Origin of the sequence: Streptomyces sp. NBC_00663, assembly GCF_036226885.1 — a bacterium.
In the GTDB taxonomy this organism is placed as follows: domain Bacteria; phylum Actinomycetota; class Actinomycetes; order Streptomycetales; family Streptomycetaceae; genus Streptomyces.
This window is the reverse complement of the sequence record NZ_CP109027.1, coordinates 8,610,214-8,632,188: the sequence shown is the minus strand read 5'-3', so window position 1 is coordinate 8,632,188 and position 21,975 is coordinate 8,610,214. Positions and strand designations below refer to the sequence as shown.

16 protein-coding genes are annotated in these 21,975 nt (G+C 71.3%); 4 read left to right on the top strand and 12 right to left on the bottom strand.

The genetic code is table 11. From position 1 onward, the window contains the following. The first annotated feature begins 142 nt into the window (after nucleotides 1–142). Together OG866_RS39195 and OG866_RS39190 are read left to right on the top strand one after the other, a co-directional pair. Nucleotides 143–793, top strand: coding sequence for a zf-HC2 domain-containing protein (locus tag OG866_RS39195; RefSeq protein ID WP_329342207.1), 651 nt, complete (start codon nucleotides 143–145; stop codon nucleotides 791–793). Between the two features lie 83 nt (nucleotides 794–876). After that, complete coding sequence (locus tag OG866_RS39190) at nucleotides 877–1,743, top strand: hypothetical protein (RefSeq protein WP_329342205.1); 867 nt, start codon at nucleotides 877–879, stop codon at nucleotides 1,741–1,743. Here OG866_RS39190 and OG866_RS39185 read toward each other — a convergent pair. The 3 genes from OG866_RS39185 to OG866_RS39175 are packed head-to-tail and all read right to left on the bottom strand — an operon-like array spanning nucleotide 1,736 to nucleotide 5,965. Further along, entirely contained in the window at nucleotides 1,736–2,599 is an 864-nt protein-coding gene (locus OG866_RS39185) for an Fpg/Nei family DNA glycosylase (RefSeq protein WP_329342204.1), read from the bottom strand. The two genes, OG866_RS39190 and OG866_RS39185, sit on opposite strands and share 8 nt — an antisense overlap. Before the next feature lie 22 nt (nucleotides 2,600–2,621). Beyond that, on the bottom strand, nucleotides 2,622–4,709 hold the full coding sequence (locus tag OG866_RS39180; RefSeq protein ID WP_329342203.1) for a SpoIIE family protein phosphatase: 2,088 nt from the start codon (nucleotides 4,707–4,709) through the stop codon (nucleotides 2,622–2,624). 56 nt (nucleotides 4,710–4,765) lie between these two features. After that, complete coding sequence (locus tag OG866_RS39175) at nucleotides 4,766–5,965, bottom strand: DUF6777 domain-containing protein (protein ID WP_329342201.1); 1,200 nt, start codon at nucleotides 5,963–5,965, stop codon at nucleotides 4,766–4,768. A gap of 136 nt (nucleotides 5,966–6,101) precedes the next feature. Here OG866_RS39175 and OG866_RS39170 point away from each other — a divergent pair, with 136 nt between their 5' ends. After that, a complete protein-coding gene (locus tag OG866_RS39170) occupies nucleotides 6,102–7,523 on the top strand; it encodes a lipase maturation factor family protein (protein WP_329342200.1) in 1,422 nt (473 codons plus the stop codon). A gap of 159 nt (nucleotides 7,524–7,682) precedes the next feature. On the opposite strand, the gene OG866_RS39165 is transcribed toward OG866_RS39170, so the two are convergent. From OG866_RS39165 to OG866_RS39130, 8 genes are all read right to left on the bottom strand, one after another. Continuing rightward, nucleotides 7,683–8,438, bottom strand: coding sequence for an SDR family NAD(P)-dependent oxidoreductase (locus OG866_RS39165; protein WP_329342199.1), 756 nt, complete (start codon nucleotides 8,436–8,438; stop codon nucleotides 7,683–7,685). 126 nt (nucleotides 8,439–8,564) lie between these two features. Continuing rightward, nucleotides 8,565–9,710 (bottom strand): winged helix DNA-binding domain-containing protein, encoded by a 1,146-nt coding sequence (locus OG866_RS39160; RefSeq protein ID WP_329342197.1) that lies wholly within the window; start codon nucleotides 9,708–9,710, stop codon nucleotides 8,565–8,567. Further along, on the bottom strand, nucleotides 9,707–12,730 hold the full coding sequence (locus OG866_RS39155) for an alpha-mannosidase (protein WP_329342195.1): 3,024 nt from the start codon (nucleotides 12,728–12,730) through the stop codon (nucleotides 9,707–9,709). Before OG866_RS39155 ends, OG866_RS39160 begins: the two co-directional genes overlap by 4 nt. Next, on the bottom strand, nucleotides 12,723–14,807 hold the full coding sequence (locus OG866_RS39150) for an endo-beta-N-acetylglucosaminidase (protein WP_329342193.1): 2,085 nt from the start codon (nucleotides 14,805–14,807) through the stop codon (nucleotides 12,723–12,725). Before OG866_RS39150 ends, OG866_RS39155 begins: the two co-directional genes overlap by 8 nt. Continuing rightward, the gene (locus OG866_RS39145; RefSeq protein WP_329342191.1) at nucleotides 14,804–16,060 is read right to left on the bottom strand and encodes a glycoside hydrolase 5 family protein; all 1,257 of its coding nucleotides are present in this window, start codon (nucleotides 16,058–16,060) and stop codon (nucleotides 14,804–14,806) included. The genes OG866_RS39150 and OG866_RS39145 overlap by 4 nt, the downstream gene beginning before the upstream one ends. A gap of 33 nt (nucleotides 16,061–16,093) precedes the next feature. Continuing rightward, nucleotides 16,094–16,924 carry a carbohydrate ABC transporter permease gene (locus OG866_RS39140; protein WP_329342190.1) on the bottom strand — a complete coding sequence of 277 codons (831 nt, stop codon included), beginning with the start codon at nucleotides 16,922–16,924 and terminating at the stop codon, nucleotides 16,094–16,096. Then, a complete protein-coding gene (locus OG866_RS39135) occupies nucleotides 16,921–17,832 on the bottom strand; it encodes a carbohydrate ABC transporter permease (protein WP_329342188.1) in 912 nt (303 codons plus the stop codon). Before OG866_RS39135 ends, OG866_RS39140 begins: the two co-directional genes overlap by 4 nt. A gap of 2 nt (nucleotides 17,833–17,834) precedes the next feature. Further along, nucleotides 17,835–19,121 carry an ABC transporter substrate-binding protein gene (locus OG866_RS39130; protein WP_329342186.1) on the bottom strand — a complete coding sequence of 429 codons (1,287 nt, stop codon included), beginning with the start codon at nucleotides 19,119–19,121 and terminating at the stop codon, nucleotides 17,835–17,837. 218 nt (nucleotides 19,122–19,339) lie between these two features. Between OG866_RS39130 and OG866_RS39125 the strand changes: the two genes are divergently transcribed. Beyond that, the gene (locus OG866_RS39125; RefSeq protein ID WP_329344513.1) at nucleotides 19,340–20,350 is read left to right on the top strand and encodes a LacI family DNA-binding transcriptional regulator; all 1,011 of its coding nucleotides are present in this window, start codon (nucleotides 19,340–19,342) and stop codon (nucleotides 20,348–20,350) included. A 69-nt stretch (nucleotides 20,351–20,419) separates the two neighbouring features. Here the strand turns inward: OG866_RS39125 and OG866_RS39120 are convergent, their stop codons facing one another. Next, nucleotides 20,420–21,964, bottom strand: coding sequence for an alpha-L-fucosidase (locus OG866_RS39120; RefSeq protein WP_329342184.1), 1,545 nt, complete (start codon nucleotides 21,962–21,964; stop codon nucleotides 20,420–20,422). Nucleotides 21,965–21,975: the final 11 nt, after the last annotated feature.

The window sequence follows — 21,975 nt, the reverse complement described above, 5'->3', positions numbered from 1 at the left end:
GAACGGGACCAATCCTCGTGCCCGACCGCTCCGAATCCCTTGGTTGCGATTCTGTGTGGGGCTTGAGTGATTCGGCGGTCCGGTGCGTACCGGTGGGAGCAAGGAGTAACCCCACCCGCACCCAACGGCACGAGGATTCCGCATGAGGTCCCAGGAGAGGCATCGCGACGTCGCCGCGTACGCGCTCGGCGTGCTGGACGAGGCGGACGCGTTCCGTTTTGAGGACCACCTCATGGAATGCCCGAGGTGCGCCGCGCATGTCACCGAATTCGGCCCGATCACCCGGCAGTTGCTGCTGTACCGGCGTTCCACGCCGCAGTTCGTGCACCCGATGACCAAGCCGGGTCCCCGGCTGCTGGACCGGCTGCTCTCCGAGGTAGGGGCGCGACACCGGGCCGGACGTCGACGCTTTCTCTGCGCGGTCGCGGCCACCGTCGCCTTCGCGGTGGCGGGGCCCGGGCTCGTGGCCCTCGCGAGCGGCGGCGAGGGCGCCCTGCGGATCGACGCGACCGACGCGCGATCCGGCGTCTGGGCGCAGGTCACCGCCGAGGACTACACCTCGGGCAGCCAGCTGGAGCTGAAGGTGAAGGACGGCGCGGGTCCGCGCACCTGTCGCCTGGTCATCATCGGCACGGACGGCTCCGAGGAGACGGTCACCACCTGGACCGTCCCCCGCCACGACGCCCGCGAACTCACCATGCAGGGCTCGTCGTCCCTCCACCCCGACCAGATCGCCCGCTACGAGGTGCGCTCCTCGGACGGCGAGCACCTGGTGACTCTCAAGTCCCACTGAGTCCGAACGAACGCGGAGCCCGCCTCCCGCGTCCCCGTACCGATACGGCCTGCCGTCGACACCGCTCGGTCCTGGGGGAACACATGCGCGCACTCTTCGCACGAACTCTCGCTGTCCTCCTGCCCCTTGCCCTGTTCGCGGCCGGGTGCGGCAGCGAGAAGGCCGGCAGCGGCGCCCGGTCCGCCGAGTCGAAGGACCGCGCCCGTGAGGTGGCCGCCGCGTGGGACGGTTCACGGGCCGCCGAGGTGTGGCGGAAGGGCTACTACCCGCTGGCGGACGTCGTCCAGCTCCCCGAACACGCCTTCCGGAACGACGACGACAAGACGGCGTACGCCGCGGAGAACTACGTCCTGGACGCCGAACTGCCCGCCGACTCACCGGCGAAGGGCAAGGTCGAGTGGGAGGGCGGGAGTTCGCTCAGCCTGCCCCTGATGGACGCGCGGAAGGCGTACGAGACTGTCGCCCGCGGCGGCAACGACGGACCCCATCTGACCGTGACGGCGGTGAAGCTCGGCACGACGATCCTCGTCACCAGCCGGGGGCCGGCCACCGTGCCGGCCTGGCTGTTCACCCTGGACGGATACGACACCCCGCTCAAGCGGGTCGCCCTGGAACCCTCGGTGCTGCCCGGGTCACCGATCGAGCCGCTCAAGGACGCCACGGACGACCTGATGGAGCTCCAGCAACTCGTCGAGGTCGGCCGTGACGGCCGGTCCGTCACGGTTCTCGCGGGGCACGGCGCCTGCGACGACGGAGCCGCCGTACAGGTACGGGAGACGGCCGGCAGCGTGGTGCTGTCGGCGTCGATCGTCGGAGGGAGCGACGGTGACTGCACAGCCCAGTTGCTTTTCCAGAAGGCCACGGTGAAGCTCGAGCGGGAACTCGGCGACCGGGTCCTCCTGGACGCCTTCACGGGAGCGCCGATCGCCCAGCGCCGCATCCCTACTTGAGCAGCCGTGACATCCTGCGGTCCGCCAGCGGCTTGCCGCCTGTCTGGCAGGTGGGGCAGTACTGGAGCGAGGAGTCGCTGAAGGAGACCTCGCGGATGGTGTCGCCGCACACCGGGCAGGGCTCGCCGGTGCGGCCGTGGACGCGCAGGCCGCTCTTCTTCTCCGCTTTGAGCCGCCCGGCCGCCACCCCGCGGGAGCGTTCGACGGCCTCGGTGAGGGTGGCGCGCAGGGCCGCGTAGAGGCGTGTCGTCTCCTCGGGGGTGAGGGACGCGGCGAGTTTGAAAGGGGACATCTTCGCCGCGTGCAGGATCTCGTCGCTGTAGGCGTTGCCGACCCCGGCGATGAGGCCCTGGTCGCGCAGGGCGCCCTTGAGTTGGCGGCGTTCGGTCGCCAGCAGTCCCGCGAAGCGCGCCTCGTCGAAGTCGTCCGCGAGCGGGTCGGGGCCGAGGCGGGCCACCCCCGGGACCTCCTGGGGGTCCTGGACGACGTACACGGCGAGGCGTTTCTGCGTACCGGCCTCCGTCAGGTCGAAGCCGGCGCCGGTCTCCAGGGCCACCCGCAGGGCGAGGGGGCCCTTGCCCGGGCGGGGCATGCCGCTGGGCAGTTCGTCCTTCCAGTGCAGCCAGCCCGCGCGGGCCAGATGGGTCACGAAGTGCGGGCCGCCGTCCGTGACCAGGTCGAGGAACTTGCCGTGCCGGTGCACGGCGGTCACCTCGCGGCCTTGGAGGGCGGTGAGCGGAGGGTCGTACGTCTTCAGGACACTGATCGCGACGGGCAGCACCCGGACGATCTCATGGCCGACCAGGTGCTCGGTGAGGAAGTCCTTGAGCGCTTCCACCTCGGGGAGTTCCGGCATACGTCCAGGGTGCCATCGACCGTCACGTGCGTCCCGGGACGACGAACTCGCACCACACGCACTTGCCGCCGCCCCGCGCCTCCACGCCCCACACGTCCGTGAGCAGGTCGACGAGGAGCAGGCCGCGGCCGGAGACCCCCGACTCCCCCGCCTCCCGGCGGCGCGGCAGGGCGCTGGAGGAGTCCTCGACCTCGACGCGCAGCCTGCGTTCAGGGCCGGCCAGGACCCTGAGGGTGACGATGGCGGAGCCCTCGGTGTGCATCAGGGCGTTGGTGATCATCTCGTCGGCCACCAGTTCGATCTCGTCGGCCCGGTCGCCGGAGCCCCAGGCCCGGACGGCGGCGCGGATCATGTGCCGGGCCTCGGCCAGCGCCTCCGGGTCGCCCGGGGCCACGTGCTGCTGGAGCCGCCCGCCGGACTGCGGGGCGTCCAGGCCCCGGCGGCGCAGCAGGAGCAGGGCGACGTCGTCGTCCCCGCCGCGTTCCTCGGCCACGTCGATGAGCTTGTCGGCGAGGTCGCGCACATCGGCGGGGCCGGAGCCGATGAGCGCGGTGAGGGTCTGCATACCGTCGTCGAGGTCGACGCCGGGCTGTTCGACCAGACCGTCGGTGCAGAGCAGCAGGGTGTTGCCGGGGTCGAGTTCGAGGGTCGCGACGGGGTATTCGAGGCTGCCGAACTCGGCGGACAGGCCGAGCGGCAGCCCGCCCTCGACGGGGACCCGGCGGCAGCTCCCGTCCGCCTGCCGCACCAGCGGGTCGATGTGCCCGGCCCGGACGACCTGGACGACCCCGGTGGCCAGATCGGCCTCGGCGTACAGACAGGTCGCGAAGCGGTCGGTGTCGAGTTCGTGGAGGAAGACGGAGGCGCGGGCCATGACGGTGGCCGGGGTGTGGCCCTCGGCGGCGTAGGCGCGCAGCACGATCCGCAGCTGGCCCATGACGGCGGCGGCGTGGGTGTCGTGGCCCTGGACGTCGCCGATGACCGCGCCGACCCGGCCGCCGGGCAGGGGGATGAGGTCGTACCAGTCGCCGCCGATGTCCCGGCCGAGGGAGCCCGCGGCGGAGCCGGCGCGGTAGCGGACGGCGACGTCGGCGCCACGCACGCTGGGGATGGTGCGCGGCAGCATGGCCTGCTGGAGTCCGGTGGCGAGGTCTTTCTCCTGTTCGTAGAACATGGCCCGCTGGAGGCTCTGCGCGATGCTGCTGCCGAGGGCGACGAGGACGTTGCGGTCCTCCGGCGAGAAGCCGCTGCGGTCGCTGTAGAGCAGGCCCATCGCGCCGATCGGTCGGGCCTGGGCGATCAGCGGAAGGTAGGCCGCCGCGGTGATGTTCAGGTCGGTGAGGTGCGGCCACAGGAGCGGGTAGCGCTCGGCGAACTCCTCCGGTGACTCGATGAATCGCGGGGTCAGGGTCCGTACGACCTCGCTCATCGGGTACTGCTCGTCGATGCCGGTGACGTCCGTGCCGGGCACGAAGCTCCCCGCGGGGCCCTCGGCGATCAGCCTGATGCGGCCGGCCTCGACCAGGCCCATGACCAGGCTGGTGGCGCCGAGGTGGGTCAGGCCGTGGGTGTCCTTGAGGACGTCGATGACGTCGCCGACCGAGCGGGCGTAGGCGAGGGCGGCGGTGGTCAGCTGGACGACGTTGGTCTGCTCCTGCCGCGCGGCGTCCAGGCTGGCCTGTTCGCGCCGGACGTCGAGGTCGTCGAGTTCCTGGGTGGCGTCCCGGACGATGCCGACGATCCGGCGCGGGCGCCCCGTCTCGTCGCGGCGGATGTAGCCCTGGGTGTGGGTCCAGCGCAGGGCGCCGTTGCGGCAGCGGATGCGGAAGTAGGTGCCGTAGTTCTCGCTGCCGTCCTTCATCGCCTGGGAGACCAGGGCGTCGAGCCGGTAGGCCTCGGGGGGCGGGACCCGGATCGCGAGGGTCTCCGGGCGGCCGTCGTACTCGCCGGGGCGCAGGTCGAAGACCTCGTGGGCCTGGGCGTCCATGTGGAACAGACCGGTGTCCAGGTCCCAGTCGAAGCTGCCCATGCGGTTGAGCGCCAGAATCGGGTCCGGGTGGGCGGGCCAGTCGTCCGGGAGTGACAGGGCGCTCGCTCCCCGATCAACCATGGGGCCACCTTGCCAGGATTTGTCCGATTCTTCGACTGGGGCGGGCGCCATGGGCGTCAGCTCCCGAAGACGTCCGTGGGGCTGTCGAAGATGCTGTCGGTGGAGACCGGCTCGTCGGGGCTGTCGGGGACGAGCCCGCCGCCGTCGGGCAGGTCGGGGGTGTCCGGGACGGTCTCGGGGCCGATGTCCTGCCCAGTGTCCGTGGGCTGCGCGGTGGAGGGCGTGTCGGGGGCGGTCGGGGTCTGCGGCGCGGTCGTGGGAGACGGCGCGGTGGCGGTGGCGGCCGGGCAGGCCGGGTCCTGTGTGCCGGGCGTCGCGGGGAGGGGGACGCCGGGGGTGACGGTGACGGTCGGGGTGGCGCAGTCGGTCGTCAGCCGCTGTTCGTCCGACGGGGAGGCGGAGTCCTCGCTCTCGCCGGGCCTCACGCTCGTGCCGGACCCGGTCCTCGACGGACTGGGCGTGGGTGTCGGCGTGGCTGTCGGGGCGGTCGTCGGGATCAGCGGCTCCGGCCGGGGTACGACGTGGTCGTGGCGTGCGTCGTGTCCGCAGCGCCGCTCGATCCAGGTGTTGTCGACGAGGTCGATGATCGTGATGTGGGTGATGACCTGGGGCGCCGGGGTCACGACGATCACCTGGTCGTGCCCGAAACCGGACCACGCCCGCCCCTTGGTCCCGGGGTTGCCGCGCTGCGGCGCCGCGGACGTCAGCGGGTTGCCGCAGGCGCAGCGGACGCGCGGGACGCCACGGTTGTCGACCAGGACGGCGGTGCCGGCCTGGAGGACGGACGGGAAGTCGGTGGCCCGTCCGCCTCGGTACCCGTGGTTGGTGACGCGGGTGTCGGCGCGCAGCACGACCGAGGTGAGGGAGCGCAGGTAGGTGGGGATCGAGGCCTGTGCGACACCGGCGACCTGGGCGAAGGCACGCCCCTTGGCCGGGTCGGCGGTCAGCTGGTCGATCTGCCGGTTCACGTCACAGCTGCCGGTCCGCGCGGTGCCGCCGTAGAGGCCGGGTGTGCCGCCCGAGATGGAGCGGTCGCCGGACTGACGCGGTTGCTGCGTTCGGGTGATGGGCGCGGCCGTGGCCGTCGCGGTCGCCGTGGACGCGGTGAAGGGGTCGGGCCCCTGGGCCGCGATCGGCTGGAGGAAGATCTCCCCGCTCGACCTCGTGCCGTTCTCGGTGTCGTTGCCACCTGCGCAGCCGACGACGATCAGCGCCGCCGAGAGCGCGCAGACAGTGACGAAGGTTCCGGTACGCACCGTGCTCTCCCACCTCATGCCGGGTCATTCGTCACTATTGTCTGCTTCACTCACTTGGGTTACGCAAGCGGAGGAGTGGTAGACGGAGAGTGACACGGGGTTCCCGCGCGACAATGGGAGGAAGGAGCACCTGGCCGTGAACTGGTTCACCGCACCCGACTACTGGCTCAGCCGACTGGTCTTCCAGCGGGCGCTGGCCGGTGTGTACCTCGTGGCCTTCCTGACGGCGGCCCTACAGTTCAGGGCCCTGCTCGGCTCGCGCGGCATGCTCCCTGTCCCCCGCTACGTCGAACGGATGCCCTTCAAGGCGGCTCCGAGCCTGTTCCATCTCCACTACTCCGACCGCTTCTTCGCGGTCTGCGCCTGGGCGGGCTGCGCGGTGTCGGCGGCGCTGCTCGCGGGTCTCGACTCCCGAGTGCCGTTGGCGGCGGGGATGGCGCTGTGGCTGGTGCCGTGGCTGCTGTATCTGTCGATCGTCAACGTCGGCCAGACCTGGTACGCGTTCGGCTGGGAGTCCCTGCTGCTCGAAGTCGGCTTCCTGGCCGTCTTCCTGGGCAACGACGACGTGGCCCCGCCGGTCGTGGTGCTGTTCCTGCTGCGCTGGATCCTGTTCCGGGTGGAGTTCGGGGCGGGTCTGATCAAGATGCGCGGGGACGCCTGCTGGCGGAAGCTGACCTGTCTGGACCATCATCACGAGACCCAGCCGATGCCGGGCCCGCTGAGCTGGTTCTTCCACCATCTCCCCCGGCCCCTGCACCGGGCCGAGGTGGCCGCGAACCACTTCACCCAACTCGTCGTCCCGGTCCTGCTGTTCACTCCCCAGCCGCTCGCGACAGCGGCCGCCGCGCTGATGATCGTCACCCAGCTGTGGCTGGTCCTGTCGGGCAACTTCTCCTGGCTGAACTGGATCACCGTCGTGCTGGCCCTGTCGGCGGTGGAGTTCCCCTACGACGCCCCGTCGACGCCCGGCGCCCCGCTCTGGTACGAGATCGTCGTCCTGGCCGTCGCCGCGCTGCTGGTCTGCCTCAGCTACCACCCGGTGACGAACATGCTCTCCCGCCGCCAGATCATGAACCGCTCCTTCGATCCGCTCCATCTGGTCAACACCTACGGCGCGTTCGGCAGCGTCAGCCGGATCCGCTACGAGGTCGTCGTCGAGGGCACGGCCGACGACGTGCCGCGCGAGGACTCGGACTGGCGGGAGTACGAGTTCAAGGGCAAGCCCGGCGATCCCCGGCACTGGCCGCGCCAGTTCGCCCCGTACCATCTGCGGCTCGACTGGCTGATGTGGTTCGCGGCGCTGTCGCCCGCGTACGCGGGGCCGTGGTTCGGCACGTTCGTGGAGCGACTGCTGGAGAACGACCACGACACCCTGAAACTGCTCCGCCGCTCCCCGTTCCCGCCCGACGCCCCGCCGCGTTACGTCCGTGCCCGTCTCTTCCGCTACCGGTACACGAGTTGGCGTGAACTGCGGGAGACGGGCGCCTGCTGGGAGCGGACGTACGTGCGGGAGTATCTGCCGCCGACGCGCCTGGCGGGGGTGGCTCAGAGGTCGTAGACACGGGTGGCGGGGACGGCGAAGCCGTGGGGCAGGTCGTCGCCGCCGTCGCCCGAGGGCTCCAGGCGGCGGGCACCGCCTCGTGCGCCTGCTGTTCGGGGGCCTCGGTGTAGAGGTTGGCCATGGCGGCGGCCCCGAAGCCGAGCCCTCGGGGGGTCTTCACCGGCCCGCCGGGCGCAGTCGCAGGCCCTGCATACCGCCGTCGACGGCGAGGGAGGTGCCGGTGGTGGCGCCGGAGAGCGGGCTCGCCAAGTAGGCGATGGCGCCCGCGACTTCGTCGGCCGAGACGAGACGACCGGTGGGCTGGCGGGCCTCCAGGGCGGCGCGTTCGGCGGCGGGGTCGGGGGCCTTGTCGAGGAGGCGGCCGATCCACGGGGTGTCCGCCGTACCGGGGTTGACGCAGTTGACGCGGATGCCCTCGCGGACGTGGTCGGCGGCCATGGCGAGGGTCAGCGAGTGGACCGCGCCCTTGGTCGCGCTGTAGAGGGCGCGTTGGGGAAGGCCCGCGGTGGCGGCGATGGAGCAGGTGTTGACGATCGCCGCGTGCGACGACCGCCGCAGATGCGGGAGGGCCGCGCGGGCCACGCGGACCATGCCGACGACGTTGACGTCCATCACGCGGTGCCATTCGGCGTCGTCGTTGTCCTCGACGGTGCCCTGGGCGCCGATCCCCGCGTTGTTGACCAGGATGTCGAGCCCGCCCAGCTCGGCGACGGCGGCGGCGACGGCCCGGCGGACGGCGGCGTCGTCGGTGACGTCGGCCTGGTGTCCGAGCAGGGGCTTGGTCACGGACGACGGGTCGAGGTCGAGGACGGCGACCTGGGCGCCGCGCGCGGCCAGCAGTTCGGCGGTGGCCCGGCCGATGCCGGAGGCGCCGCCGGTCACCAGGGCCTTGAGGCCCTCGAAGTCGGTCATGCCGCGTGTCCCTTCTTGTTCGATTCGTCGGCGAGATCTTCTGCCCAGAAGGCGCCGTCCGGGAACCTGTAGCGGGCGTTCGGCGCGGGCCGCATGGCGGCCGAGGACAACGCGGGGCGTGGGCGGTCAGCCGGGGAGCACCCGGGTCTGTCCTGCGGGGAGCTTGCTCCACCAGTGGGCGTACCGGCTGTAGACCCGCGGGTCCCGGTCGGCCAGGAGCGCGAGCAGTGCGCGTGCCTCCTCGGCCAGCCCGTCCCATGCCGTGTCCGGGAGGTCGTGGAAGGCGGTCGCCTCGATGCCGCCCTCCACGGGGCGCCACACACCGGCCACGTACCCGTCGACCAGCAACGTCGGCAGGACATCGCCGTTGACCCGGGTCACCAGCTTGCGGTAGTCGGGCGGGATCACCCGGCTGCGGTCGTCGTACGCCAGCAGGACGCTGTCCCACATGGGGAGGAGGCGGGGTGGGGCGGGGGTGTCGGCGGGTGGGCGCGGGGCGCCCTGGACGTCGTACAGCGTTCTGCCCTCGGGGCCGACGATCGTCTCCAGCGTCTCCCCGAGTTCCTTCAACGCCGTCCGGACGCGCGCCCGTTGGACCATGGCGAACTGGGCGATGTCCGCCACCGACGCGGGTCCGAAGCCTTCCAGGTAACGGAGGACGAGGGTGCGCAGCGCGGCATCGGGCTCGCCGGTGAAGCGGCCCTCGGGAGCGGCGATGTACGAGGGGGAGTACTCGAAGGACCAGGGTCCGCCGGTCGGTACGTGGACCAGCGGGGCGTACGACCGCAGTCCCCACCACGCCCCGTCCTTCTTCTCCGCGCCCACCCGTTCCGCCAGCCAGCCCGCCAGGTCGCCGTTCGAGCGGGGCCGGGACGCGAACTCCAGGAACCCCGGCTCCAGTTCGGCGGCGTCCGCCGGGGTGAGCCCCGCGGCGACGAAGCGGTAGCCGAGCCGGGAGGCGTACAGCGTCGGCTGCATCGCCTCCCGGACCGTGCCGTAGTCGTCGCGGTGGACCGCGTGCAGAGTGATCCGCAGCAGGGTCGCCTTGACGAGCGTGCGGTCGGCGAAGGCCGCGTCCAGCTCGGCCGGGTCGAAGCCGTCGAGCCGGTTCCACAGCGCGAGATACGGGGACGCCGGCTGCTGCGCCTGGAGGGCGAGGAGCCGCCGGACCGCGGCGGCGACTCCCCGTGGCTCCCGGCGCAGCAGCAGCTGACGGGCGAGTGTGGCCCGGTTGAGTTCCCGCGCGGTGATCGTCGTCGATGTGCTCGTCACGCCCCGGATTCTGCCCTCCTCAGGCGCAGGGTGACGAGCTGGAAGGGGCGCAGGCGCAGGGGCACGCGATTGCCGTCCCGTTCCGGGGTTTCCGGCAGCGGTCGCTCCAGGAGGTCCGTCGCCGTCACGTCCGCCACCTCGAAGTTGGCCGTCAGGGTGGCCCTGGCCCGGCCGCCGTGCGCCTCGTGCAGCCGCACGACCACGTCGCCGCTGCCGTCGTCGGCCAGCTTCACGGCCGTGATCACGACCGCGTCCTGGTCGACCGTGACCAGCGGGGACACCTCGCCGGCCCCGGTGGTCCGCCGTTCCGGGAGGTTGATCCGCCAGCCCTCGCGGACCGCGTCGCCGATGCCCGCGCCGGGGATCAGCGCGTGCCGGAACCGGTGGACACCCTGGTCGGTCTCGGGGTCGGGGAAGCGCGGGGCGCGGAGCAGGGAGACCCGGACGGTGGTGGTCGTGCCGCCGTCGCCGTCCGTGCGCACCGTGCGGGTCACGTCGTGGCCGTACGTCGAGTCGTTGGCGACGGCGACGCCCCAGCCCGGCTCCTCCAGGTGGACGAAGCGGTGGTTGCAGGCCTCGAACTTGGCCGCCTCCCAGCTGGTGTTGGTGTGGGTGGGACGGTGGAAGTGCCCGAACTGGGTCTCCGACGCGTACCGTTCGGCGTGCACGTCGAGCGGGAACGCCAGCTTCAGGAACTTCTCCGTCTCGTGCCAGTCGACCTCCGTGTCCAGCAGCAGACGCCGCTCCCCCGGTGCGAGGGACAGCAGTTGGGTGACGCGGGAGGAGCCGAAGGTGCGGACGATCCGCACGGCGTTGTCGCCCTCGGCGACGACCTCGTCCGCCGCCGTCAGATCGGTGACCGTGTTGCGGTAGAACTCGTCGACGTCCCAGGCGTCCCACATGTTCGGGAAGTCGGGGTGGAGTTGGAGGAGGTTGGCGGCCGTGCCGGGCGCGACGGTCTCACGGTCGGCCGCGATGTCGTAGGCCGAGACCACGAGTCCGTCGTCGTCGATCTCGACGCGCAGGAGGCCGTTGTCGAGGAGGTGCCCTCCGGCGGGGCGAGGGGTGAGCCGGGTGTGGCCTTCGACGGTCGGTGTGGCGGCGCCGCCCGCCGGGACGGCGGCGCGGGTGTGCGGGGTGGAGTTGAAGACCAGCTCCCGGTCCCCCTCCCCCGCCAGGGCGCGCTGTGCGGCCTCGATGATGCCGGTCAGCTCCTCGGCCACCCGCTCGTACGTCCTCCGTGCCTCGCGGTGCACCCATGCGATGGACGAGCCGGGCAGGATGTCGTGGAACTGGTGGAGCAGGACCGTCTTCCAGATGCGGTCCAAGTCCTCGTAGGGGTACGGGAATCCGGATCGTACGGCCGCCGTCGCCGCCCACAGTTCGGCCTCGCGCAGGAGGTGCTCGCTGCGGCGGTTGCCCTGCTTGGTCCTCGCCTGGCTGGTGAGGGTGGCGCGGTGGAGTTCGAGGTACAACTCGCCGACCCACACGGGTGGTTCGGGGTACTCGGCCTCGGCCTTCTCGAAGAACTCCGCCGGCGTCTCCCACACCACGGTCGCCGAGCCTTCGAGGTCGCGCAGCCGGGCGGCCTTGGCGACCATCTCGCGGGTCGTGCCGCCTCCTCCGTCGCCCCAGCCGGTCGGGGCGAGGGAGTGCCGGGCGACTCCCTTGTCCTTGAAGTTGCGGGCCGCGTGGGCGATCTCGCTGCCCTTCATGGAGCAGTTGTAGGTGTCGACGGGCGGGAAGTGCGTGAAGATCCGGGTGCCGTCGATGCCCTCCCAACGGAAGGTGTGGTGCGGGAACTTGTTCGTCTGTGACCAGGAGATCTTCTGGGTCAGCAGCCACTTGGAGCCCGCCGCCTTGATGATCTGCGGCAGGCCCGCCGCGAACCCGAAGGTGTCCGGCAGCCACGCCTCGTCGTTCTCGACGCCGAACTCGTCCAGGAAGAACCGCTTGCCGTGCACGAACTGGCGGGCCATCGCCTCCGAGCCCGGCATGTTGGTGTCCGACTCCACCCACATCCCGCCCGCCGGCACGAACCTCCCGTCCGCCACCGCCTTCTTCACCCGCGCCCACACCTCGGGCCGGTGCTCCTTCACCCACGCCCACTGCTGCGCCTGGGACATGGCGAAGACGAACTCCGGCTCGTCCTCCACAAGAGCGGTCATGTTGGACGTCGTACGGGCGACCTTGCGCACCGTCTCGCGCAGCGGCCACAGCCACGCCGAGTCGATGTGCGCGTGGCCGACCGCGCTGATGCGGTGCGCGGAGGGCGCGGCGGGCTCCGACAGGACGGTCTCCAGCCGTACCCGCGCCCGGGCGGCGCTGCCGTTCACGTCCTGGAGGTCGACGGCGTCCAGGGCGCGGTCCACCGCCCGCACGATGTCCCAGCGGCGCGCCGAGTCCGTCGGCAGCTCGTGCATCAGCTCGCCGAGCACCTCCAGGTCGAGGACGAGCTGCCAGACGGTCTCGTCGAAGACGGCGAGGTCCATGCGGGTGAGCGTGTACTGGGGCTCGCTGCCCGCGGTCTCCTTGTCGCCCAACCGCGTGGGCTGGAAGGGGTGGTAGTCGAGGATGACCGGGTTGGAGGCGGCCTCGATGTGCAGCCGCACCTCCTCGCCGCCCTCGACCGGCGCGCCGATCCTGACCCACTGGTTGCGCGGGTTGAGGCCCTTCACCGGGGTGCCTTCGGGGCGGTAGACGAGGCCCTCGCACTGGAAGCCGGGCATGTTCTCGTCGAAGCCGAGGTCGAGGAGCGCCTCGACGGTCTTCCCGGCCCATGCCTCGGGGACCGTCCCGGTGACCCGGAACCAGCTGGTTCCCCACGGGGCGCCCCAGCGGGCGCCGACCTCGATCGGCTCGGGCTCGGCCGCCAGCCCTTCGGCGACCGGCACCGGCTCGCCGGGGGCGTGCCAGACGGCCACGTCCAGCGGCACGGACTCGGGGTACACGGCGGGGCGGATGCGCTCGTCGAGGACGCGCCGGAGACGGGCCTCGACCAGACGGCGGTCGTCATGCATGCGGGTGCTCCAAAGCTGGGGGGATGGTTACCGATGACCAGGGGTGGGTCAGAGTCACGGGCGCCGACGATGTGTACAGCTCCCCCACGGCACGCAGTTCGAACCGCGCCGCCCGCTCGCCCTGTTCGGGTCGCAGACCGCTGACGAGGTAGGCGGACTGGCAGGTGCCGCCGAGGAAGCGCCGGGTGCCGTCGGGGAGGACGCGGTGGAGGGTGTGGTGGCGGGTGGCGCCGGGGACGGGGTTCCAGGCCAGGCGGAGGTCGCCGCCGGACGCCGCGGTCACGCGAAGGCCGGTCGGAGCGGCGGGCGTCTCGACCGCGTCCCGGACGGCGATGCCGCCCAGCCGCCACTTCACCGGCCCGGCGGACCCGTCGGCCGACGTGAGCCGCACGCCGAGTGCGTGGATGGTCCCGGTCAGGCCTGTGAGCCGTACAGTCGCCGTCTGCCAGTCGTTGACCGAGTTCACAGGCAGATAGCTGTACGGCGGTGTCGACCCCGGCATACCCGATATGCCCAGCGCACCCGGCGTACCCGGCTCCCCCGTCGCCACCGCGAGCTCGACGTTCACCGCCCCCGCCTCGGTCCGGTGCGTCAGCTCGACAACCGTGTCCACACCGATCGGCAGCCGTGCCGCATACACATCCAGCACCGTCGGCGCGTCCAGTTCACCCTCCACCAGCACACTGCTCCCACCTCGCCACGCGTCCGCGAAGTCGAAGCCGACAGCCGGCCGCGCGCCACCGCCCTCCGTCCGTACCGCCCACTGCCGCGACGGCAGCCGGTCCTGGAGGCCTAGGTGGTTCCAGGGCGTGTCCGAGGTGACCACGCCTTCCTCGTACCAGCGCAGCCCGTGCCCGGTGTTGAACACGCTCGCGAAGGGAACCGACGTCACCGTCGACCGGTCGGCGACGGACACGGCCGGCGCTCGCCAGGTGTCCGTGGCGTCCGGGCGGGACGGGTCGAGCGAACGGCCGGTCCAGAAGCGGTCGTCGGCGGCGTGGAAGTCCTCAGGGGTACGGGTCGCGGGCAGGTGGTTGCGGGTCCACTCCGGGCGGTACAGCCCGATCGAGGCGATGTGGGCGCGTCCGCTCGGCACGATCGCGTCCCAGTTCACGGACCTGTCCGAGCCGCTCGCCTCCACGTCCACACCCGCCCACAACTCATAGCGGCTGCGCCCCAGTTGATCAGCACGGGTACCTGAGGAGGCAAGACCGCTCGCCGTCCACCGGAAGTCGACGAACATGTCGTCGGCGGCCTCGAAGAAGGCCTGGTTGCTGCTGTTGAGAGCGCCCTGCCAGCTCACCGACCCGCTGACGGTCATCGAGTCGTACCAGGTCACCCGCTGCCCTCGGGCCGCCGCAAGGGACTTCAGCTCCCGCACGAAGCCGAGCACGGCGGCCCCGAGCGCGCTGTCGCCTCCGCCGGTCTCGGCGTTCAGGAACCAGCCGTCGAAGCCGTACGCGGCGGCGACGGCCACGAGTCGGTCGGCGAGCGGGTACCGTCCGGCCGCGTCCTTCTGCACCAGGTCCCGCGTCCACCGCAGCTGCCCGCCGTAGGCGACCGGCGGCAGGAAGACGGTGCCGAGGACGGGCACGCCGTGCCGGTGGGCGGCGTCCACGATCGGCGCGTTCGGCGCGAGGATCAGTCCCTCCCCGGAGGAGCCGCCCCAGAAGACGAGTTCGTCGACGTACGCCCAGTGCCCGAACGCGTAGTAGTCGGCCGTCGCCGAGCCCTGCGAGGGGTTGCTCGATGTCGGCCCGAAGGACACCAGGGACTGGACGCGGGCCTGCCCGACGCGGGCCGTGGGGTTCGCCGGGGTGGGGGTGAAGCGGGCGGCGAGCGGCACGGAGGCGGCGTTGAAGGCGAGGTCGGGGTCGTCGGCGGCGCGCCAGGACTTCAGGCTGCGCCAGGTGATGCCGGTGCCGGGGGTGCCGGAGGGCAGGGAGTCGGGGTACCAGTAGGAGGCGTACGGCTGGAGGGCGGCTGTTCTCGGTACCGCTGTGGCGGGCCCCGAAGGGAACAGGGCGGCAGCGGCGCCGGCTCCTGCGAGCAGGACCGTGCGTCTGGTGGGGTTCACGAGCGGGTGCCTCCTTGTGGGGTGGGGAGTACCTGGTCGGACGTGACGACTTCGGTGATGCCGCGCGCGGCGAGGTGGGCGGCGTCGGCGGCATGTGTGTCGAGGACGGTGGTGGGGCGGGCCCCGTCGGCGACCAGCCGGAAGAAGGCGTCGTGGACGGGGCCTCCCGGGGCGCACTGTGAGCGCCGCGACGGGTGGGCGGGGACGACGAGGGCGGTGGTGCGGGCGGCGGGGGCGTAGGTGTGTTCGCGGGCCGTCCTCGCCAGCACGTGGGCGATGTCCTTGGGCCGGCGGTCGTTGGTGAGCAGGCCCAGTCCGTATTCGAGCGAGGGGAAGTCGGCCAGCTTGCGGGACACGTCGTGGGAGCACCACCAGGTGATGCCCCACAGGTCGGGGCAGTCCAGGGCGTGGGTGACGGTGGCCTCGGTGAAGGCGGCGGCGTGCTCGGGCGGGACGAGGGGCGCGGGGGCGCCGACCTCCTGGAGCCAGACGGACCTGCGCGGCTCGGCGGCCCATGCCTTGCTCAGCTCGATGAGGTAGGCGGCGTGGTGCTCGGTCGGCACGGAGGCGCGGCCGTGCCGCTGGGCGGTGCCGTTGAACACCCAGGAGTGCACGGCCGTGACCCCGCCGAGCCGGGCGGCCTGGGCCGGGGTGAAGGGCTGGTCGTCCTGGTACCAGGTGGCGTCGTACTCGGCGTGCAGATGCAGCCGTCCGGGGGCGCCCTCCTCGCACGCGGCCAGCAGACGCGTGAGCCAGGCGTCGATCTGGTCGGACGTGGCCCGGTCGGGGTCGGGGTGGGGGCCCGCCGAGAACTGGTTGACCTCGTTGCCGAGGGTCATGCCGAGGAAGTTGGGCCGGTCGGCCAGCGCGGCGGCGAGCGTCCGCAGATAGGCCGCCTGGCCCTCGACGACGTCCGGGTCGGTGAACAGGTTGCGCCGGTGCCAGGTCCTGGTCCACGCCGGCAGGAAGTCGAAGCTGCTCAAGTGCCCTTGCAGACCGTCGACGTTGACGTCGAGACCGCGTTCGGCGGCGGCGTCCGTCAACCCCACCAACTGGTCCACGGCGGCGGGGCGGATCAGGGTGCGGTTGGGCTGGAAGTACGGCCACAGCGGGAAGACCCGGATGTGGTCGAGGCCCAGCGCGGCGATCGAGTCGAGGTCGGCCCGGACGGAGTCGAGATCGAAGTCGAGCCAGTGGTGGAACCACCCTTCGCTGGGGGTGTAGTTGACGCCGAAGCGCACGGCAGCAGGCATGCGTGTCCTTGTGACGGAGATACCGGAGTCGGGTCAGCCCTTGACCGCGCCCTCCCCCACCCCGCGGAAGAAGTACCGCTGGAGGCAGGCGAAGAGGGCGATCAGCGGGGCCACGGCGATGACCGTGCCCGCGGCGACGAGACGTTCGTCGCCCGCGAAGGTGCCGTGCAGATAGTTGAGGCCGATGGTGAGCGTGAACCTGGACGGGTCGCTCAGCACGATGAGTGGCCACAGGAAGTCGTCCCAGGCGCCCATGAAGGCGAAGATCGCGACGACGGCGAGGGTGCCCTTCACCGACGGGACCGCGATCCTGAGGAACCGCTGCCACACGTTGGCGCCGTCGACGTAGGCCGCCTCCTCGATCTCGTACGGCAGGTTGAGGAAGGCGTTGCGCATCAGCAGTACGTTCATGGCGCCGACGCAGCCCGGCAGGACCACCCCGACCAGGGTGTTGTTGAGGCCGAGCTCCCGCATGGTCGTGAACTGGGCGATGATGATGCCCTCCACCGGCACGAGCATCGCCAGGATGAAGGCGAGGGTGGCGACCCGGCGGCCCCGGTAGCGCAGCCGGGCCAGGGCGTACCCGGCGAGGGCCGCGCCGACGCAGTTGGTGACGACGTTGGCGGTGGCGACCTTCAGGGAGTTGAACGCGTAGTCCCAGACGGGGATGGTGTCCGCGACCCGTTCGTAGTTGTGCAGGGTGGGGTGCTGGGGCAGGAAGGTCGGCGGCGAGCTGTAGATGTCCTCGTTGGGGCCCTTCAGAGAGGTCGACAGCTGCCAGAGGAACGGGCCCACGGTCAGGGCGAGCACGGCGAGCAGCAACGCGTACCGGAGCGCCAACTCCCGCGCGCGTACCCGGGTCATGACTCTCCCCTGCGGTCGGCCCGCAGCACGAGCAGCATCAGCGCGACGGTGACGACGAAGACGACGACGGAGATCGCGGAGGCGTAGCCGACGCGGCCGGTCAGTCCGGTGCCGCTGCGCTGGACGAGCATCACGAGCGTGGTGTCCTCGCCCGCCGGGCCGCCGCTCGGGCCCGCCATGAGGTACACCTCGGAGAACACCTTGAAGGCGGCGACCGACGACAGCGCGCCGACCAGTGCCATGGTCGAACGGACGGCGGGCACGGTCACCGCGAAGAAGCGCCGTACGGCACCGGCTCCGTCCACGGCCGCCGCCTCGTGCAGTTCGCGCGGGACGTTCGCCAGCGCCGCCAGGTAAATGATCATGTAGTAGCCGAGGCCCTTCCAGACCGTGACGGCCATCGCGCTCATCAGGAGCAGCCACTGGTCGCTCAGAAAGCCGACCCGGCCCACGCCGATCGCCTCCAACAGGGCGTTGACCAGGCCGCGTTCGTCGAGGAGCCACACCCAGATCAGGCCGACGACGACGATCGAGGCGACGACCGGGGTGTAGAAGACGGACCGGAAGAAGGTGATGCCGGGGATGTTCTTCTGCACGAGCAGCGCGAGCAGCAGCGGCAGGATCACGAGGGCGGGGACGACTCCGAGGACGTACAACACACTGTTGCGCAGCCCGATCCAGAACATGTCGTCGTGCAGCAGCTCGCGGAAGTTGGCGAGTCCGACGAACTCGCCCGGGACCAGGGTGCGGCGGTCGGTGAAGGCGTTCACCAGGGTCGACACGAACGGGTAGAGGATGAACGCGCCGATGACGAGAAGGCCGGGCGCGGCGAACAGCCAGGGGCTGGTGGGCAGTTGGCGCCGGACACGCACCGGACGGGTCCGGGGCCCGGTCGACGGCATCAGCATGGCTAACCCTGCTGCCGGAGCAGCGTGTCGCAGGCCTTGACAGCGTTGTCGAGGGCTTCCCGGGGGCTCTCCTTGCCCTGGAGCGCCTTGGCGACCTCGTTGCGCAGCGCCGTCTTCATCTGCTCACTGAACAGCACCGGCGTGTAATTGACCGCGTTCTTCAGCGACTTGGCGGCCGCGATCCGCACCCGCGTCTCGTCCGTCCCGTCCTCCTCGGTGAAGTACGGGTCGTCGAGTGAGCCGGCGGTGCTGGGGAAGATGGCGACCTGCTTGGCGAAGGACATCTGGTGCGTGGCGTCGGTGACGTAGTGCGCGAAGGCGACCGCGGCGGGCTTCTTCTTGGTCTGCGCGTTCACCATCACGCCCATCACGTACATGTTGACGTGGCCGGTGCTGGTGATCTGGTCGGTGATGCCGATGTTCTTGTAGAGGTTCGGCGCCTGCTTCTTGAAGTTGCCGAGGTCGAGGGCGCTGCCCGGGTTCATGGCGACGGCCTCGGTGAGGAACTTCTTGCCGGACGACTCGGGGGTGGCGGTGAGCGCCTGCGGGTCCAGGGCCTTGGCGTCGTACAACTCCTTGTACTTACTGAGGAGTTCGACGCCCTTGGCATCGTTGAAGGCGAAGGCGGTGCCGGCCGGGTTCATGAGCTCGACGCCGTAGCGGCCGAAGTCCTCGATGGTGGGGACGTTGGCGAGGGTGGAGACCTCGCCGTCGCTGTTCTCGGCGATCTGGAGGGCGTCGGTGAAGAGTTCGTCGTACGTCTTCGGCGGCTGGTCGGGGTCGAGGCCGGCCTTCTCGAAGAGGGACTTGTTGTAGAACAGCGGTCCGGTGTTGAGGTACCAGGGGAAGGCGTAGGTGCCGGTCATGCCCGGTATCTGATGGCTGGCCCAGGCGCCCTCCAGGTACTCCTTCTTGTACTGCGCCGCCGCCTTGTCGAGGTCGAGCGCGAGGCCGGCCTTGGCGAGCGGGGCGACGAGGTCCGGGGAGACGTTGACGACGTCGGGCAGGGTGCCACCGGCGGCGTCGGCGCTGATCTTGTCGGCGTAGCCCTCGGCGGGCTGGTCGACCCACTTCACCTGGGTTCCGGGGTACTTCTTCTCGAAGTCGGCGATCAGGCCTTCGAAATACGGCTTGAAATTGGCCCTGAGGTTCCAGGTCTGGAAGGTGATGTCGCCCTGGACCTTGCCGGAGGCGTCGGTCGAGCCTCCGTCGTCGCCTCCGGAGCCGCAGGCGCTCAACGGCAGGAGGAGACAGAGGGCGGCAAGGGCGTTTCTACGGGATACGGGCATGGTGAACCGGTCTCCTCTAGGGGGGAGTTGGCCAACGACGGAGACCTTGCACGCCACGCCGAGGGCCCGTCAATGACTCTCGCAGGGCTAATCGAATTAGTGACTAATGCGGTTTAGCCACTTGAGAGCTGAACCGCATTAGTGCATGCTGGCGCGGAATCTTCGCGGGAATGGGGAAGCACGTGTCAGGCAAGCGCTCACCAGCCCGACGGCCCACGATGAAGGACATCGCGCGGCATGCCGGCGTGTCCCAGAGCGCGGTCTCCTTCGCCCTCAACGGCCGGCCCGGCGTCTCCGAGGACACCCGGGATCGGGTGCGGCAGGTCGCCGAGGAACTGGGCTGGCGGCCCAGTACGGCGGCGCGCGCCCTGTCGGGCGAGGGCGCGGCGACGGTCGGCTTCGTGCTCGCCCGTCCGGCGGACACCCTCGGCGTGGACTCCTTCTTCCTCCAACTCGTCTCCGGCATCCAGGAAGTGCTCGCGGAGCGCCATCTCGGGCTCCTCTTCCAGGTGGTGGAGGACGTCGCCGACGAGTGCGCGGTGTACCGGCGCTGGTGGGCCGAGCACCGGGTGGACGGAGTGCTGGTGGTCGACCCGCGCACCGCCGACCCGCGCCCCGACGTCCTCGACGAACTCGGCCTGCCCGCCGTGGTGATCGGCGGCGCGCCCGACGACCGCCACCCCGGTCTGTCGACGGTGTGGGCGGACGACGCGGGCGCGATGGCCTCGGTGGTGGACGGGCTGTCCACCCTCGGCCACCGCCGGATCGTGCACATCGCGGGCCTGCCGGGGCTCGCCCACACCGAACGCCGGATCCGCACCCTGCGCGCCGAGGCCGAGCGGCGCGGCCTCACCGGGGTGCGGTCGGTGACCACCGACTACTCCGACGCCGAGGGCGCCGCCGTCACCCGCCGGGTCCTGGAGGCCACCGACCCGCCGACCGCGCTGATCTACGACAACGACGTGATGGCCGTCGCCGGCGCCGCCGCCGCGACCGAGCTGGGCCGGTCCGTGCCCGGGGACGTGTCGGTGGTCTCCTGGGAGGACTCGGCGCTGTGCCGCATGGTCAGGCCATGGCTGTCCGCCCTGTCCCGGGACAGCGTCGAGTTCGGGCGTACGGCGGCCAGGGAGCTGACGGCCCTGCTGGACGGCGGCCCGGCACGCACCGTACGGGTGCCGGTGCCGCGGCTGATCGAGCGGGGCAGTACGGGCGTCGCACGGGAGACCTGACTTGAGGACTCACCGGGAGCGGTCACCAGATCACCGACGGTCTGGTGACCGCTCTACCCAAGTACCCCCTCAGACCCGCGACTTGTACAGCCCGAACGCCGAGACGTGCACCGCGCTCCGGGCCGCGGTGACCCTCAGCCGCCACCGCCGTGCCCGGACCGCCGTCGGCAGCAGCAGAATCCGGCTCGCGCCGACCGTGCCGGCCGCCACGACCTCCCGCCAGGCCCCGTCGCGGTACGCCTCCACCACGAAGCCCTCGATCTGCTGGCCGTGCCGGATGTCCTCCGCCAGCCGGATCCGGTCCACCGCGCGGACCGCCCCGAGGTCGACGGTCACCACGCCCTCGGAAATCGCCGTACGAGCACCGCGCGCCAGGTCCTCGGGCAGTTCCCGGTCCACACGCTCCCGGAACTCACGCAACCGCGTCACGTCCGCGGCGGCCAGCAACCCGTCCGTGTCCGGCGGGACGTTGAGCAGCAGCACCGCGTTGCGGCCGACGGACCCGAAGTAGATGTCGGTCAACTGGTCGACGGTCTTGGGCTGTTGCTCGGCGTGGTAGAACCAGCCGTCCCGGATGGACACATCGCACTCCGCGGGCCACCACTGGAGGTAATCCGTCTTCGGCCGGGCGGCGACCAGGGCGGCGCGGCTGCCCTCGTCGGGGGTGTCGTAGGACAGGGCCCAGTCGGTGCGCCCGTACTGGTTCTCCTTGACCGGGACGACACTCCACTCGTCCTCGCGGGCCAGTCCGCTCTCGTTGCCGACCCAGCGCAGGTCGGGTCCGGTGACGGCGATCGCCGCGTCCGGGGCGAGGTCGCGGACCAGGGTGTACCAGCTGTCCCAGTCGTAGCTCTCCACCTTGTCGGACGGGATGCGTCCCTGGGCGCCGTCGAACCACACCTCGTCGACCGGGCCGTACTCGGTGAGGACTTCGTAGAGCTGGTTGAGCATGTGGGCGCCGTAGTCGGTGGCGCCCAGGGTGTAGGTCTTCGGCGGGGTACGGTCGTCGCCTTCGACGAGCGTGGGGACGGTGCGGGTCGAGCGGGCGCTGCCGTTGGCGTAGACGCCGTCGAGGTACTGGTTCTCGTCGGCGGGCGAGATGTAGACGCCGACCTTGAGGCCGTACCGGCGCATCGAGTCGGCGAACGACCGCAGCACGTCGCCCTGTCCATCACGCCAACTGCTCGACGCGACCGAGTGGTCGGTGTAGCGGGAGGGATAGAGGACGAAGCCGTCATGGTGCTTGACGGTGAGGATGGCGAGCCTGAAGCCGCCGTCCCGCAGGGCCCTGGCCCACTGGTCGGTGTCCAGGCCGGTGGGCTGGAAGACGTCCGGGTCCTCGTCCCCGGTGCCCCACTCCAGGCCGGTGAAGGTGTTGACGCCGAAGTGCAGGAACGCGGTGCGTTCCAGCGCCTGCCAGGCGATCTGCCGTGCGGTGGGCCGGACTTGGGAGGCCTTGCGGACGAGGTCGTCGGGAGTGTCGTCGGGACTGACGGGGATGCGGTACGCGGGCTCGGCCGGCAACGGGGAGCCGAGCGCCGAGGTCGAGGTGAGGCCGGTCGCGATGAGCGCGGAGACCGAGCCGGCGACGAAGGTGCGTCTGGAGACGGTCATGGGGGGCGTGG